We start from the raw sequence: 13,562 nt of genomic DNA on the forward strand, positions 1-13,562 counted from the left end.
TTTATATTTCTAATTCAATTTGCATAAGGAGTGTGTGAAATGAATCGCGAAAAAAGTTCTTTATATGAAGAAAAATCTGAGCATTATTATAATGCAGCGAATCCGAATTTATTAAAGCATATAAAAAAGGAATGGAAAGAAGTTCTTGATATTGGTTGCTCGGGCGGTGCATTGGGAGCAGCTATTAAAGAAAATGGTACACGTGTATCAGGAATTGAGGCATTTCCAGAGGCGGCAGAAAAAGCGAAAGAAAGACTAGATCATGTTATTTTAGGGGATATAGAAAAAATAGATCTTCCTTATGAGGAGGGACAATTTGATTGCGTCATATTTGGAGATGTATTAGAGCATTTATTTGATCCGTGGGCTGTGATAGAAAAAGTAAAGCCATATATAAAGAAAAATGGTGTGATTTTAGCAAGTATACCAAACGTTGCTCATATTTCAGTATTAGCTCCCTTACTTGCCGGAAACTGGACGTATACAGAATATGGTTTATTAGATAAAACACATATTCGTTTCTTTACATTTAATGAAATGCTCCGAATGTTTTTAAAAGCAGGATATATTATTAGTAAAGTAGATCGTGTATATGTTGATCATAAAATGTATGAACCGCTTATTGAGGAGTTATATGGAATTTGTAAAAAATATCGTCTTGGAAGTGGCTTCATGGCTGAGACAGTTGTATTTCAGTATATTATTGAAGCTGAAAAATCACAATTATGAGTACTGCAGACAAAACAATATTATTTGTTACATGTATAAATGATCGGAAATTGTATGCAAACTGCGTGCGACATATATTGCAATTGTTAGTACCGCCAGGGTATATTGTACAATTTATGCCGATTCGAAATGCGAAAAGTATGACGAGTGGATACAATCAAGCTATTTCGCATCCAGCGAAGTATAAAGTGTATTTACATCAAGATGTTTTTATTATAAATAGAGCTTTTTTATACAGATTACTTCAATTATTTGAGGAACATGAACACCTTGGTATGATTGGGATGGTTGGAGCGCAATATGTTCCTCCGACTGGTGTATGGAACGAAGGGCGTGGAATTGTAGGAAAGGTCATTGGTTATATGAATGATTTGTTTTATATGGCAAGTTTAGAACAACCGTATCATGAATCAAAAACATTTATTCCTGTAGAATGTATTGATGGTTTATTAATGGCGACACAATATGATGTTCCGTGGCGAGAAGACTTATTTGACGGATTCGATTTTTATGATGTATCTCAATCATTTGAATTTAAAAAAGCAGGATATACAGTTGGTGTACCTGTACAGCGCGATGCTTGGTGTATCCATTATCATTTTGATGTGAATATGACGAACTATGAAAAGTATCGGAAAATATTTGTGGAACAATATATGTCAGATGTAAATAAGGAAGAATAAAAGGGGGGACAAAAATGAAAGATCATACAATATTAGTCGTTGTTTGTGTAAATAATGAGGAGCTTTTCAAACAATGTGAGAGCCAAATAAGAAACATTTTTGTTCCCCCAGGTTATGTGGTGCAAATTTTTCCGATACGAGATGCACAAAGTATGGCAAGTGCATACAACCGAGCCCTTTCATATCCAGCGAAATACAAAGTGTATATACATCAAGATACATATCTTATTAATCGAGACATGTTTTCTACACTTATATCTCTTTTTAAAGAAAATGAAAAGCTTGGTTTAATAGGAGTCGCTGGGGCTCAGTTTTTACCGAATAACGGGATATGGTGGGAAGGGAAAAATTTAGTAGGGAAAGTGATTGAGTATAGAAGACGGAATTATCAATTATTAAATTTAGATCAGGTTTTTTATGGTAATCAACCATTTTTGTCAGTTCAGGCAATTGATGGCTTATTCATGGCAACGCAGTATGATATTCCGTGGCGAGAAGATTTGTTTCAAGGGTTTCACTTTTATGATGTATCACAGTCTTTAGAATTTCAAAGGGCTGGTTATTTAATCGGTATTCCAAATCAAGCGAATTTATGGTGTATTCATTACAACGGGGATGAGTTTGATGCGGATACATATGAGAAGTACCGGAAAGTGTTTGTAGAACATTACAAAGATATATTATCTCCATCATAAAGGAGAGATGCAAAGTGAAAGGAATTATTTTAGCAGGTGGTACTGGATCGAGATTATATCCAATAACAAAAGTAACGAATAAACATTTACTTCCTGTTGGTCGGTATCCGATGATTTATCATGCGGTATATAAGCTAAAACAATGCGAAATTACAGATATTATGATTATTACAGGTAAAGAACATATGGGAGATGTTGTTAGTTTTTTAGGGAGCGGTCAAGAGTTTGGCGTGTCCTTTACGTATCGTGTGCAAGATAAAGCTGGCGGAATTGCACAAGCATTAGGGCTTTGTGAAGATTTTGTTGGGAATGATCGCATGGTAGTTATATTAGGTGATAATATTTTTTCAGATGATATTCGTCCGTATGTTGAAGAGTTTACAAATCAAAAAGAAGGTGCGAAAGTACTGCTGCAATCTGTAGATGATCCGGAGAGATTTGGCGTGGCAAATATTCAAAACCGAAAAATAATTGAAATTGAAGAAAAGCCGAAAGAGCCGAAAAGTTCCTATGCAGTTACAGGAATTTATTTGTATGATTCGAAAGTTTTTTCTTATATAAAAGAATTAAAACCTTCCGCAAGGGGAGAACTTGAAATTACAGATATCAATAATTGGTATTTAAAGCGAGGGGTACTTACTTATAATGAAATGAGCGGTTGGTGGACTGATGCGGGAACTCATGTTTCTCTTCAAAGAGCGAATGCGTTAGCACGGGATATAAACTTTGGTAAACAGTTTAACGGAGAATAGGTGAGAATATGAAAGTTATAGAAACAAACTTTACCGACGCAAAATTGTTGGAACCGAGGTTATTTGGAGATGATCGTGGCTTTTTTACTGAAAGTTATAATAAGAAGGTGCTAGAAACATTAGGGGTTACGCATTCATTTGTACAGGATAATGTTTCGTATTCAGCGGAAGCGGGAACGATTCGCGGATTACACTTTCAAAAAAATCCGAAAGCACAAACGAAACTTATTCAAGTTATGCAAGGGGCAATCTATGACATTATCGTAGATTTGAGAAAAGATTCACCAACGTTTAAACAGTGGAGAGGATATATTTTAAGTGCGGATAATCATCGGCAATTATTAGTGCCAAAAGGATTTGCACATGGTTTTTGTACACTTGTCCCGCATACGATTGTTATGTATAAAGTAGATGAGTATTATAGTGCCGATCATGACTCAGGGGTACTTTGGAACGATAAAGAATTAGCAATTCCATGGCCGGTAACAAGTCCTATTTTGTCTGATAAAGATCGAATATTACCATTACTTCAGGAATGTGAAGATAGTTTTTGAGTAGGAGAGTTGTTATATGAATATATTAGTAACGGGTGGGGCCGGATTTATTGGAAGCAATTTTGTACATTATATGTTACAAAGCTATGAAACATATAAAATTATTAATTTTGATGCATTAACATATAGTGGAAACTTAAATAATGTAAAGTCTATTCAAGATCATCCGAATTACTATTTTGTAAAAGGGGAAATTCAAAATGGAGAGCTGCTGGAGCATGTTATTAAGGAACGTGATGTGCAAGTAATCGTCAATTTCGCAGCTGAATCACATGTGGATCGTAGTATTGAAAATCCAATTCCTTTTTATGATACAAATGTAATTGGGACGGTCACCTTACTAGAATTAGTAAAAAAATATCCGCATATTAAACTCGTGCAAGTATCAACGGATGAGGTGTATGGCTCGTTAGGAAAAACAGGGCGATTTACCGAGGAAACACCGTTAGCTCCAAATAGTCCATATTCTTCAAGCAAAGCGAGCGCCGATATGATAGCTTTAGCTTATTATAAAACATATCAATTACCAGTTATAGTAACGCGTTGTTCCAATAACTATGGGCCGTATCAATATCCTGAAAAATTAATCCCGTTAATGGTTACGAATGCGCTCGAAGGAAAAAAATTACCGTTATATGGCGATGGATTAAATGTAAGAGATTGGTTACATGTAACAGATCATTGTAGTGCGATTGACGTTGTTCTGCATAAGGGCCGTATAGGAGAGGTATATAATATAGGCGGAAATAATGAAAAAACAAATGTAGAAGTTGTGGAGCAAATTATTACTCTCTTAGGAAAAACGAAAAAAGATATTGAATATGTGACAGACCGTTTAGGACACGACCGCCGTTATGCGATTGACGCAGAGAAAATGAAGAATGAATTTGATTGGGAACCGAAGTATACGTTTGAGCAAGGATTGCAAGAAACGGTGCAATGGTATGAGAAGAATGAGGAGTGGTGGAAACCATTAAAAAAGTAAGGGGCATATAAATGAAAGAGCGGGTTATCATAACAGGAGCAAATGGTCAATTAGGAAAGCAACTACAAGAAGAGTTAAATCCTGCAGAATATGACATATATCCATTTGATAAAAAGTTACTAGATATAACAAATATATCCCAAGTGCAGCAAGTGGTACAAGAAATAAGGCCACATATCATTATTCATTGTGCAGCCTATACGAAGGTTGATCAAGCTGAGAAAGAGCGAGATCTTGCTTATGTAATAAATGCAATAGGGGCTCGAAATGTAGCGGTTGCTTCACAATTAGTTGGGGCGAAGTTAGTTTATATTAGTACGGATTATGTATTTCAAGGCGACAGACCGGAGGGGTACGATGAATTTCATAATCCGGCGCCGATCAATATATACGGGGCTTCTAAATATGCGGGAGAGCAGTTCGTCAAAGAGTTACATAATAAATACTTTATCGTTCGTACATCGTGGTTATATGGTAAGTATGGAAATAATTTTGTGAAAACGATGATACGATTAGGGAAAGAAAGAGAAGAAATATCTGTTGTAGCGGATCAAATCGGTTCTCCTACGTATGTGGCGGATTTAAATGTGATGATTAATAAGCTCATTCATACTTCTTTATACGGTACGTATCACGTATCCAATACAGGATCATGTTCTTGGTTTGAATTTGCAAAGAAAATATTTTCGTATGCAAATATGAAGGTGAATGTGTTACCTGTTTCAACCGAAGAATTTGGGGCTGCAGCAGCAAGGCCGAAATATTCTATTTTCCAACATAACATGCTACGATTAAATGGTTTTTTGCAAATACCTTCTTGGGAAGAAGGATTAGAGCGTTTTTTTATAGAAACCAAAAGTCATTAACAATTTTAAGTTAATGACTTTTTTGTTTGCCTTTAAGAGGTTTTATGTTACTATAATTATAGTATCAGGTACTAATAACAAGTATAAGTATTTCTGGGAGGATATATCATGGAACTATTACAAGGGAAAACATTTGTTGTTATGGGCGTTGCGAACCAAAGAAGTATTGCATGGGGAATTGCTCGCTCTTTGCATAATGCAGGTGCAAAATTAATCTTCACATATGCAGGAGAACGTTTAGAGAGAAATGTTCGTGAATTAGCGGATACATTAGAAGGACAAGAATCACTTGTATTACCTTGTGATGTAACAAATGATGAAGAACTTACAGCTTGTTTTGAAACAATCAAGCAAGAAGTTGGTACAATTCACGGTGTTGCACACTGTATTGCTTTTGCAAATCGTGACGACTTAAAAGGTGAATTTGTAGATACTTCTCGCGATGGATTTTTACTTGCACAAAATATTAGTGCATTCTCTTTAACAGCTGTAGCAAGAGAAGCGAAGAAAGTAATGACAGAAGGCGGAAATATTTTAACGTTAACATATCTTGGCGGCGAGCGCGTTGTGAAAAACTATAACGTTATGGGTGTGGCGAAAGCTTCATTAGAAGCGAGCGTGAAATATTTAGCTAACGATTTAGGTCAACATGGCATTCGCGTTAATGCTATTTCTGCAGGTCCAATTCGTACGTTATCTGCAAAAGGTGTAGGCGACTTTAACTCAATCTTAAGAGAAATTGAGGAGCGCGCACCACTTCGTCGTACAACAACACAAGAAGAAGTTGGGGATACAGCAGTATTCTTATTCAGTGATTTAGCACGCGGCGTAACAGGAGAAAACATTCACGTTGATTCAGGGTATCATATCTTAGGATAAATATAATATTAATTTTTAAAGGACAATCTCTACATGTTGAGATTGTCCTTTTTATTTGTTCTTAGAAAGAACGATTTTTAACGAAAGTTCTTACCACGTTATGAATATAAGTATAATAGTACACGATTTATTCAGCTACGTATGGAAGTGGGAGGGACGAGTGTGAAGAATAAAAATAAAAGTTCAACAGTTGGAAAACCGTTGTTATATATTACGCAAGTAAGTTTGGAACTTGCTGCACCGAAAATAAAAAGAATTATTTTAACAAACTTTGAAAATGAGGATCGAAAAGAGGAAAGGAATAGAAACGAAAATGTTGTAAGTAGTGCTGTGGAAGAGGTAATAGAACAACAAGAAGAGCAACAAGAAGAACAAGTAGAAGAAAAAACAGAAGAAGAGGAACAAGTACAAGAACAGCAAGAGTCAGTGAGAACTGTCCCGTATAATAAATCATTTAAGGATATGAATAATGAAGAGAAGATTCATTTTTTATTAAATCGCCCTCATTATATTCCGAAAGTAAGGTGCAGAATAAAAACAGCTACAATCTCATATGTTGGATCGATCATCTCGTATCGTAATGGAATTGTAGCCATTATGCCGCCAAATAGTATGAGAGATATTAGGTTATCTATAGAAGAGATAAAATCGATTGATATGGCCGGCTTTTAAATATGTAAAGGTGGTAGAAACCTTCTACCACCCCAATAGTTTTTTAGTTTACTTCACTTATTAGATAGTAACGTCGCGTAAGCATTGAATCGCACAGAAACAGCTTAAATCTACAGTAATACAAGTAGATGTCGATACTAGTCTTGCATTTGGTACAGCTAAAAACGTACAAATTGGGTCATCAGTAGGTGGTACAGGAGAGCTATCACCTAATACTACACTTAATACACGTAGTACAGCACAGCTATCATCATCTACACTTTCCACACGGAAAATTGGAGATCGGCAGCTAGTAAGGTTTGCAGATGGTGCAAATGCTTCAAATGGTGCTCCAGCTTTTGTGTATAAAATAAAAGGGCGTGTATTTGCTACTGATGCAGTATTGTGTGCGCCTAAAAATGGAATTTCACAACCAGATCCACACGTTGTTGTAGAACAATCTTGTAATTCATTGATGAATTTTACAACGTCAACTACACAATGAGAAGAGCCATGGTGTTTATTTTCGTTACAACTCATTAATGTCACTCCTTATCTTCTTGTTTGTATTTACATTAATAAGATATTGGAGTCGAGGAGATTTGGTCACAATCTCAAGACCTTTTTTTTTAAATAGGCGAAAGAGGATAAGGGAAGGTGGAATTATGCTGTTTACAAGCTGGCTTTTATTTTTTATTTTCGCGTTAGCTGCTTTTAGGCTCACTCGTTTAATTGTTTATGATAAAATTACAGGCTTTTTGCGAAGACCATTTATTGATGAATTAGAGATTACAGAGCCGGATGGAAGTGTATCAACTTTTACAAAAGTAAAAGGTAAAGGATTAAGAAAGTGGATTGGCGAATTATTAAGCTGTTATTGGTGTACAGGTGTATGGGTTAGTGCTTTTTTATTAGTTTTATATAATTGGATTCCGATCGTTGCAGAGCCGTTACTTGCATTATTAGCTATTGCAGGAGCAGCAGCAATCATTGAAACGATTACAGGATATTTTATGGGAGAATAATATACTTTCATAGTACGAGAAAAAGCGGAGTTTAAAAGAATGAGGGAACGGAAATAAAGAGTTGTTCATATAGTAAATAGACAGAATTGACAGTAGAGGAGATGTTTGCTGTGAGCAATAATCCAAGGCGAAATTCGTATGACCTGCAGCAATGGTATCAAATACAGCAACAACACCAAGCACAACAACAGGCATATCAAGAACAATTGCAACAACAAGGGTTTGTGAAGAAAAAGGGATGTAATTGTGGGAAAAAGAAGAACACAATAAAACACTATGAAGAATGAAACACTCATGTTATTGTGAGTGTTTTTTATTATACATATAAAAAAGCGGTATTTCTGAATCAGAAATACCGCTTTTTACTAGCTAATTTGTGCAACTGTTAATGCTGCTGCACGGATGTCTACAGTTCCAATTAATTCAACTGGTACGATTTGAATTAAGTCACCAGGGTTTAAGTTAATAAGAATAACACCGCTGGATACGTCTACTTCACCAGTACCAATAACGTTAGAACGAACCGCTGTACCTGATCCAGGAATAATGTTAGCTGGTGTATTTAATGATAAGAAGAAACGACCAGCTTCTGGTGCAACAGGTGCGTTATCAAGACTAATTGTTAATGTATAACTGATTTGATAAATACCAGCTCGTAGAATTCGAATGCCATCTCCGACACTTACTGTATCATTTATTACAGGAACAGTAATATTTGGGTTTGGACTTACGCTAGGTAATAGTAGTGGTGTAAATAATGAAGCGAACTGAGGTGCAGACGCGTTGAAAGCAAAACCGAAGGCAGGTAGTGTACTAGCTGGTTTTGCCTCGCAATCAATTTTAGTAAATTCGCAATCAGAAGAGAACATGTTTTTCACTCCTTTATCTGTTTCTACTTTCAGTTAATGAAAAGGACAGGTTCTATGTTCTAGACAAGTTCCCAATTTTAAGAAATTTACATAATAATACTCTTTAAGCATGGATTGGGTGGCAGATAATTCTGCCACCCAATCCATGCTTAACTCATTATTTAGATTTAAATCGTAACATCGCGTAAGCATTGAATCGCACAGAAACAACTTAAATCAACAGTAATACAAGCGGAGGTTGATACTAATCTTGCATTTGGCACAGCTAAAAACGTACAGATTGGATCGTCAGTAGGTGGTACAGGGGAACTATCACCTAATACGACACTTAATACACGGAGCACAGCGCAATCATCATCATCTATACTCTCGACACGGAAAATTGGAGATCGGCAGCTAGTAAGGTTTGCAGATGGTGCAAATGCTTCAAATGGTGCGCCAGCTTTTGTGTATAAAATAAAAGGACGTGTATTTGCTACTGATGCAGTGTTATGTGCTCCTAAAAAGGGAACTTCGCAACCAGATCCGCATGTTGTAGTTGCGCATTCTTGTAATTCATGTATAAAACGAACGACATTTGATACACAGTTGAAATCACAATCATGGTGATGATGGTCTTCGTTACAATTGCAGCTCATTATGTTCACTCCTTCTCGTGAGTTCTGACATACACTACTACAATATGAACGGGATATGGTTGATATTACGTTAATTCTTACGATAAAAGCAGGGAATTTATATAGTAGGGATGTACATAATGCAATATAAAAAAAGACATCCTTATTTAGTGGATGTCTTTTTAGGTAAATCTTTTCGCACAGTGTATAAAAAACGAGATATGTCTAATTTTTTTCCTCTAAAAAATTGCGGAGAGGAAATGTACAGTTCTTCCTTTGCACGTGTAATCGCGACATAAAGTAGTCGGCGTTCTTCTTCTAAAGCTTCAGAAGTCTCTGTAACACGGTCGTTAGCATCTTTTAAAGAAGAAGTGTGGGGCAGAATACCATCGCTCGCTCCAAGTAAAAAGACGCATGGAAATTCAAGACCTTTTGCGTTATGAATAGACATAAGCGAAACAGCATCTTTTTGCGGCATTGTTTTTAATGCTTCCATTTCTTTTTGTCCTTGAATGGCTTCATCAACAAATTGTAAATAAGCTGGAATGTCGGTGAAACGATTTGCCGACTCCATTAATTCTTCTAACATTTCTTCTTGTATATCTTTATGCATCGTAAAGGAAGAACGATCGTTACTTTGTAAGTACTCTAAATACTTTCCTTTACCATGAATAATTTCTTTTAATGCTTTTTTCGGTTCTAATTCTTTTATAAATTTAATAAAATCGATACGCTCATTTACCTTTTTCACTTGAAAAGGTTTTAAGCTTGGATTTAATAATAAGAAATGAAGAAGAGAAGGAAAACGACCTTCACCATATTTCCATTGTTCACGTTCAATAAATGAAATACAATCATCACGCCCGATATACATCGTTGGTAATATATTTGAAAGTGATTCTAATCGAAACGGCTCAATTACGAGTCGTAAATGATCTAATACAGGCTTAATTAAAGAATGTTCATAAAATGACTGACTCGCGCCGTGCTTAATGAACGGGATTTTATGAATGGTAAGCTGATCAAGTAACGAACGGCTTACAGAATGTGTGCGATATAGTAAACAAAAATCTTTATAGTTTCGTTCACCGCTATCTACCTTTTCTTGAATGAGCTGCAAAATTTGATTTGCTTCATCAAGAGTCGTAGCCGGTCTTGCGTAAAAAGGTTGTACACCTTCTTCGCGTACAGAATATAGCTCTTTATCAAAACGCTCTTGATTTAGTTTGATAACTTCATTTCCAAGTCCGACAATAAAAGGATTGGATCGATAATTCGTATTAAGGGCAATAATCGTAGTGTTATCAAATTCTTTTGGGAAAGATAAAATAATTTGGTGACTTGCTCCTCGCCAGCCATATATCGCCTGATCGTCATCACCTGCGATAAACAAATTATTTCTTGGCGAAGCTAACAATTTTACAATTTCATATTGTGCATACGATGTATCTTGGAACTCATCTACTTCAATATAGTGAAAACGTTGTTGTAATTGGGTAAGTAAAGGAGCATTATTTTCTAACATATAATATGTTTCTAATAAGATGTCATCGAAATCGATATAGTTATATCGTTGTTTCACTTCTTCAAAACGCTCGTATACTTCTTTAAATTCTTGTTCAACGGGTGTTTTTGCTTTTACATCTTTCGGGCGATTCAACTTGTTTTTCTCAAGTGAAATCATTGCGAGCATCGTTTCAGCATCATAATCGTCTTTTAAACGCAATTCTTTTAAAATTTTCTTTATCATAATTTGTTTATGTTTTTCGTTTGCTAAAATTTGCTGATTATATCCTTGACTACGAAGCAATTTTAAAAAGACAGAGTGGAACGTACCGGCAACAACATAGCTACTTGCCGCATGATTCATACCTGGTAAATTGGCTACGCGATTTCGGATTTCTTCAGCCGCTTTTTGTGTAAATGTAAGTAATAAAATATTTCGCGGATGAACTTGTTTTACATTTACTAAATAACCTACGCGAGTTGTTAAAACAGATGTTTTTCCACTTCCGGCACCAGCCAATGTAAGAACAGGACCTTCTGTCGTTCGTACGGCCTCTAATTGTTTTTCGTTTAAAAATACATTTTGCTGTTCGAGAGCGCGGAAATACGCCGCATCTGCATCTTCTTCCCTAATTAAATGGGTAGATGTTTTCGGAATATGATATGTTGCACGTGGAATATCAGCGTGCGTTAATGATTTTTGTGAAAATTTTTCTTGTGTCATATATTCACCTTCAAAACTATAGCATCAACATTTAACTTTAGCGGAAGAAAAAGAAAATAGCAATGTAAAAAACAGGAGGGGATACCTCCTGTTTTCAAATTACAATTCTTTGATCATAACGATATGAGGAATATTTGCTTCCATAAATACATCAGAATTCGTTACATATCCAAGTTTCTTATAGAAATCTTCAGCATGTGTTTGGGCATGTAGCTTCAATTTTGATAGCGAGTTTTCCTTCGCATATGCTTCAAGTGCATCCATAACAATTTTTCCAATACCTTTTTTACGATGGGAAGCTAGTACGCAAATGCGTTCCATTTTTCCAATTCCATCAATGGTGCGAAAACGCCCAGCACCAACGGGAACATCATTATCATATATAACAACGTGTATGGAAGTTTCTTCAAACTCATCATACTCTTCTTCAGCAGAAACTTGCTGTTCCTTCACAAATACTTGCTTACGTACAGAGAATGCATCTCTTAGTTGTTCGTCCGTTTGTACGATCTGTGCATGCAAATTAGTTGTTCCCCTTTCCAAGGCGGAATGTTTCGTGTACAGTCCATGTTCCATTTTCTAATTGATATAGTAGGTGGAAACGGTCAATTGGTTGTTCGTAATAAAAATCTTTCATACGTAATCGACCTAGTACATCAGCATGCTCTGCATCTGATAAGCCTTGTCCAATTGTTAAATGAGGTACAAAAGCGTATTCGCGTTCTTGTGTAAAGAATCCGCTATGCATTTCCTCATTTAAGAAAGTAAGTTCAGGCGTTTTTTCTACTTTAAAATAAATAACATTATTAACAGGTGCAAATGAACCAACTTTTCCAACATGAAGGGTGAAAGGGTTCGTTTTACTTGCGATTGTATGTAACTCGTTTACAATCGATTCTAATTGTTCATCTTGCGTCTCAAAGGGTGTTTTCAATGTAATATGTGGCGGAACTAATGCGTAGTGCGGATCATAACGTTTACGCAATCCGTTCGCTTTATCTTGAATCATTTTTGATGGAAAAATTACAATGCCTAATTTCATGTTCCAATTCCTCCCTTTGTAAGTCTAGTTAGGTTTTGAGAAAATAACTCTCTTAATCTATTATATCAAATTATTCTGAATACTGCTCTCTATTATTTCATTGATAGCATATGAGAGAAAGCTTTCGGTAAATCAGTTTGCCAATATTTCCACGTATGATTGCCTTCAAACTCTTCGTAATGCGTGATGAAATTTCTATCTGTCAGAAGGGTATTAAGCTCACGGTTCGGCCCTACGAAATCAGATACTTGTCCATCAGTGCGCTTTACAGCTGTTTCTTCTGTCCCAATAACGTGATAAAGCTCCAGCGCCTCCGGATTTTTGAAGTCTTTTGCTAAGTTCATTACTGTTTCATCCACAAATGGTGATTGCATAACGACTTTACCGAATGTATGCGGATACATAAGTGCAGTCATGAAGGAAACTGTTCCGCCGAGAGAATCTCCAATTAGCACACGACCTTTTCCCATTTGGTACGTTGGATAATTTTCATCGATATATGGTGCAAGTTCATGAGCAAGGAAACGAATATACGCAGCGTTTTTTACTTCATTTGGGAAATATTTTTCTTTACGATCGTGTACATTTTTATATGGAATACCGACAATAATTGTACGGTCAATTTCTTCAGTTTCACGAAGGCGCTCAATTACACGGTGTGCTTTACCAAGCTGAAAATAATCTCTGCCATCTTGTGCAATGACAACTGTATGTTTGTGCAGCGGTGTGTAATTTACCGGTAAGTAAACGAGAAGTGTAACATCTTCTTGAAGTGATGCACTATAAAATGAAATTTCTTCAATTCTCCCAATTGTTTGATTCATGTAGATCCCCCTAAATAAAAATTTACTGTAATGATTGTAAGAGCGACGCTTGTAGTGAAAAAGAAAGAAATATTCACTAATAGGTGCTTTCGTTTCTATTTTACCATAATGGTACGAAGAATCTAAAAAATTAGTATTTAAGTTAGGAAAGAAAACGGATA

General features: G+C 35.9%; 18 protein-coding genes. 11 read left to right on the plus strand and 7 right to left on the minus strand.

From position 1 onward, the window contains the following. Positions 1-39 precede the first annotated feature (39 nt). The 9 genes from ACVWY7_RS05885 (at position 40) to ACVWY7_RS05925 (ending at position 6,815) form a co-directional block, all read left to right on the plus strand. Complete coding sequence (locus tag ACVWY7_RS05885; RefSeq protein WP_001078426.1) at positions 40-729, plus strand: class I SAM-dependent methyltransferase; 690 nt, start codon at positions 40-42, stop codon at positions 727-729. After that, the gene (locus ACVWY7_RS05890; protein WP_000100682.1) at positions 726-1,412 is read left to right on the plus strand and encodes a glycosyltransferase family protein; all 687 of its coding nucleotides are present in this window, start codon (positions 726-728) and stop codon (positions 1,410-1,412) included. Before ACVWY7_RS05885 ends, ACVWY7_RS05890 begins: the two co-directional genes overlap by 4 nt. 14 nt (positions 1,413-1,426) lie before the next feature. Further along, positions 1,427-2,107: a glycosyltransferase family protein gene (locus ACVWY7_RS05895; RefSeq protein WP_000651527.1), complete on the plus strand. Its 681-nt coding sequence runs from the start codon at positions 1,427-1,429 to the stop codon at positions 2,105-2,107. Positions 2,108-2,121: 14 nt separating this feature from the next. Then, entirely contained in the window at positions 2,122-2,859 is a 738-nt protein-coding gene (locus ACVWY7_RS05900) for a sugar phosphate nucleotidyltransferase (RefSeq protein ID WP_000676176.1), read from the plus strand. Between the two features lie 8 nt (positions 2,860-2,867). Then, positions 2,868-3,413, plus strand: coding sequence for a dTDP-4-dehydrorhamnose 3,5-epimerase (gene rfbC, locus ACVWY7_RS05905; RefSeq protein ID WP_000864159.1), 546 nt, complete (start codon positions 2,868-2,870; stop codon positions 3,411-3,413). 16 nt (positions 3,414-3,429) lie between these two features. Continuing rightward, complete coding sequence (gene rfbB, locus ACVWY7_RS05910; protein WP_001024140.1) at positions 3,430-4,398, plus strand: dTDP-glucose 4,6-dehydratase; 969 nt, start codon at positions 3,430-3,432, stop codon at positions 4,396-4,398. Positions 4,399-4,409: 11 nt separating this feature from the next. Then, positions 4,410-5,264 carry a dTDP-4-dehydrorhamnose reductase gene (gene rfbD / locus ACVWY7_RS05915; protein ID WP_000664663.1) on the plus strand — a complete coding sequence of 285 codons (855 nt, stop codon included), beginning with the start codon at positions 4,410-4,412 and terminating at the stop codon, positions 5,262-5,264. A 108-nt stretch (positions 5,265-5,372) separates the two neighbouring features. Then, positions 5,373-6,143 (plus strand): enoyl-ACP reductase FabI, encoded by a 771-nt coding sequence (gene fabI, locus ACVWY7_RS05920; protein WP_000421886.1) that lies wholly within the window; start codon positions 5,373-5,375, stop codon positions 6,141-6,143. A 141-nt stretch (positions 6,144-6,284) separates the two neighbouring features. Further along, positions 6,285-6,815: a spore coat CotO family protein gene (locus ACVWY7_RS05925; RefSeq protein ID WP_073526129.1), complete on the plus strand. Its 531-nt coding sequence runs from the start codon at positions 6,285-6,287 to the stop codon at positions 6,813-6,815. Positions 6,816-6,875: 60 nt separating this feature from the next. Here the strand turns inward: ACVWY7_RS05925 and exsY are convergent, their stop codons facing one another. Beyond that, the gene (gene exsY, locus ACVWY7_RS05930; RefSeq protein ID WP_001277732.1) at positions 6,876-7,334 is read right to left on the minus strand and encodes an exosporium assembly protein ExsY; all 459 of its coding nucleotides are present in this window, start codon (positions 7,332-7,334) and stop codon (positions 6,876-6,878) included. Between the two features lie 125 nt (positions 7,335-7,459). On the opposite strand from exsY, the gene ACVWY7_RS05935 reads away from it, so the two are divergent. Both ACVWY7_RS05935 and ACVWY7_RS05940 read left to right on the plus strand, forming a co-directional pair. Further along, positions 7,460-7,819: a DUF1360 domain-containing protein gene (locus ACVWY7_RS05935; RefSeq protein WP_000899669.1), complete on the plus strand. Its 360-nt coding sequence runs from the start codon at positions 7,460-7,462 to the stop codon at positions 7,817-7,819. Between the two features lie 101 nt (positions 7,820-7,920). Then, a complete protein-coding gene (locus ACVWY7_RS05940) occupies positions 7,921-8,106 on the plus strand; it encodes a hypothetical protein (RefSeq protein ID WP_033682333.1) in 186 nt (61 codons plus the stop codon). Between the two features lie 78 nt (positions 8,107-8,184). Here the strand turns inward: ACVWY7_RS05940 and exsF are convergent, their stop codons facing one another. The 6 genes from exsF to ACVWY7_RS05970 all read right to left on the minus strand — a co-directional run bounded on the left by exsF (position 8,185) and on the right by ACVWY7_RS05970 (position 13,401). Beyond that, positions 8,185-8,688 (minus strand): exosporium protein ExsF, encoded by a 504-nt coding sequence (exsF, locus tag ACVWY7_RS05945; RefSeq protein WP_000492935.1) that lies wholly within the window; start codon positions 8,686-8,688, stop codon positions 8,185-8,187. Between the two features lie 167 nt (positions 8,689-8,855). Continuing rightward, a complete protein-coding gene (gene cotY, locus ACVWY7_RS05950; RefSeq protein WP_001277704.1) occupies positions 8,856-9,326 on the minus strand; it encodes a spore coat protein CotY in 471 nt (156 codons plus the stop codon). A 142-nt stretch (positions 9,327-9,468) separates the two neighbouring features. Next, on the minus strand, positions 9,469-11,535 hold the full coding sequence (locus tag ACVWY7_RS05955) for an ATP-dependent helicase (RefSeq protein ID WP_000191209.1): 2,067 nt from the start codon (positions 11,533-11,535) through the stop codon (positions 9,469-9,471). 99 nt (positions 11,536-11,634) lie between these two features. Continuing rightward, positions 11,635-12,057: a GNAT family N-acetyltransferase gene (locus ACVWY7_RS05960; RefSeq protein WP_000543277.1), complete on the minus strand. Its 423-nt coding sequence runs from the start codon at positions 12,055-12,057 to the stop codon at positions 11,635-11,637. Between the two features lies 1 nt (position 12,058). Continuing rightward, the gene (locus tag ACVWY7_RS05965) at positions 12,059-12,577 is read right to left on the minus strand and encodes a YjcG family protein (RefSeq protein ID WP_000765876.1); all 519 of its coding nucleotides are present in this window, start codon (positions 12,575-12,577) and stop codon (positions 12,059-12,061) included. 92 nt (positions 12,578-12,669) lie between these two features. Continuing rightward, the gene (locus tag ACVWY7_RS05970; protein ID WP_001076848.1) at positions 12,670-13,401 is read right to left on the minus strand and encodes an alpha/beta hydrolase; all 732 of its coding nucleotides are present in this window, start codon (positions 13,399-13,401) and stop codon (positions 12,670-12,672) included. Positions 13,402-13,562 lie beyond the last annotated feature (161 nt).

This window comes from Bacillus sp. TE9106W (genome assembly GCF_054062215.1).

What these genes read in the sequence shown, in the direction of transcription:
- ACVWY7_RS05890 (WP_000100682.1), top strand. Translation starts at nt 726, where the DNA reads ATGAGTACTGCAGACAAAACAATATTATTTGTTACATGTATAAATGAT.
- fabI (WP_000421886.1), top strand. Translation starts at nt 5,373, where the DNA reads ATGGAACTATTACAAGGGAAAACATTTGTTGTTATGGGCGTTGCGAAC.
- ACVWY7_RS05885 (WP_001078426.1), top strand. Translation starts at nt 40, where the DNA reads ATGAATCGCGAAAAAAGTTCTTTATATGAAGAAAAATCTGAGCATTAT.
- rfbD (WP_000664663.1), top strand. Translation starts at nt 4,410, where the DNA reads ATGAAAGAGCGGGTTATCATAACAGGAGCAAATGGTCAATTAGGAAAG.
- cotY (WP_001277704.1), bottom strand. Translation starts at nt 9,326, where the DNA reads ATGAGCTGCAATTGTAACGAAGACCATCATCACCATGATTGTGATTTC.
- ACVWY7_RS05935 (WP_000899669.1), top strand. Translation starts at nt 7,460, where the DNA reads ATGCTGTTTACAAGCTGGCTTTTATTTTTTATTTTCGCGTTAGCTGCT.
- rfbB (WP_001024140.1), top strand. Translation starts at nt 3,430, where the DNA reads ATGAATATATTAGTAACGGGTGGGGCCGGATTTATTGGAAGCAATTTT.
- ACVWY7_RS05925 (WP_073526129.1), top strand. Translation starts at nt 6,285, where the DNA reads ATGGAAGTGGGAGGGACGAGTGTGAAGAATAAAAATAAAAGTTCAACA.
- ACVWY7_RS05940 (WP_033682333.1), top strand. Translation starts at nt 7,921, where the DNA reads ATGTTTGCTGTGAGCAATAATCCAAGGCGAAATTCGTATGACCTGCAG.
- ACVWY7_RS05970 (WP_001076848.1), bottom strand. Translation starts at nt 13,401, where the DNA reads ATGAATCAAACAATTGGGAGAATTGAAGAAATTTCATTTTATAGTGCA.
- ACVWY7_RS05895 (WP_000651527.1), top strand. Translation starts at nt 1,427, where the DNA reads ATGAAAGATCATACAATATTAGTCGTTGTTTGTGTAAATAATGAGGAG.
- exsY (WP_001277732.1), bottom strand. Translation starts at nt 7,334, where the DNA reads ATGAGTTGTAACGAAAATAAACACCATGGCTCTTCTCATTGTGTAGTT.
- ACVWY7_RS05965 (WP_000765876.1), bottom strand. Translation starts at nt 12,577, where the DNA reads ATGAAATTAGGCATTGTAATTTTTCCATCAAAAATGATTCAAGATAAA.
- ACVWY7_RS05955 (WP_000191209.1), bottom strand. Translation starts at nt 11,535, where the DNA reads ATGACACAAGAAAAATTTTCACAAAAATCATTAACGCACGCTGATATT.
- exsF (WP_000492935.1), bottom strand. Translation starts at nt 8,688, where the DNA reads ATGTTCTCTTCTGATTGCGAATTTACTAAAATTGATTGCGAGGCAAAA.
- rfbC (WP_000864159.1), top strand. Translation starts at nt 2,868, where the DNA reads ATGAAAGTTATAGAAACAAACTTTACCGACGCAAAATTGTTGGAACCG.